General features: G+C 39.9%; 1 pseudogene. It reads right to left on the reverse strand.

Annotation, left to right across the window (positions count from 1 at the left end):
• Positions 1 to 313, reverse strand: a pseudogene (locus tag WFZ85_RS16150) (IS1182 family transposase); the annotation flags it as partial.

Below are 313 nucleotides of genomic sequence, written 5' to 3' on the forward strand. Positions count from 1 at the left end.
AAGTTTCGAGCGCTAGGTTTTCTTTGGCTTCTATAGCAATAGCAGACAAGGCATTTTTATCGTTGCGGTTGATGGTGTGTGTGGCTACTACTAAGTTGTGTTTGTCATCTACTGCGGCTTGAATGTTGTAGCTTATTTCTACTACTTGTCCTTGAACCAGTAGTGCTCTTGCATCAGTATCGGTGGTGCTTACTTGGGGTTCGCCACTGGTTTTGAGTTCTTCTTCGAGCAGTTCGTATTTGATTTTGTTTTGTTTTAAGCGTTCTATTTTTTGTTGGATGTTACTGATTTTTATAGCGTCTTCTTTTACATC

The sequence above is a fragment of the Flavobacterium aureirubrum genome, assembly GCF_038739835.1.
Lineage (GTDB): Bacteria > Bacteroidota > Bacteroidia > Flavobacteriales > Flavobacteriaceae > Flavobacterium > Flavobacterium aureirubrum.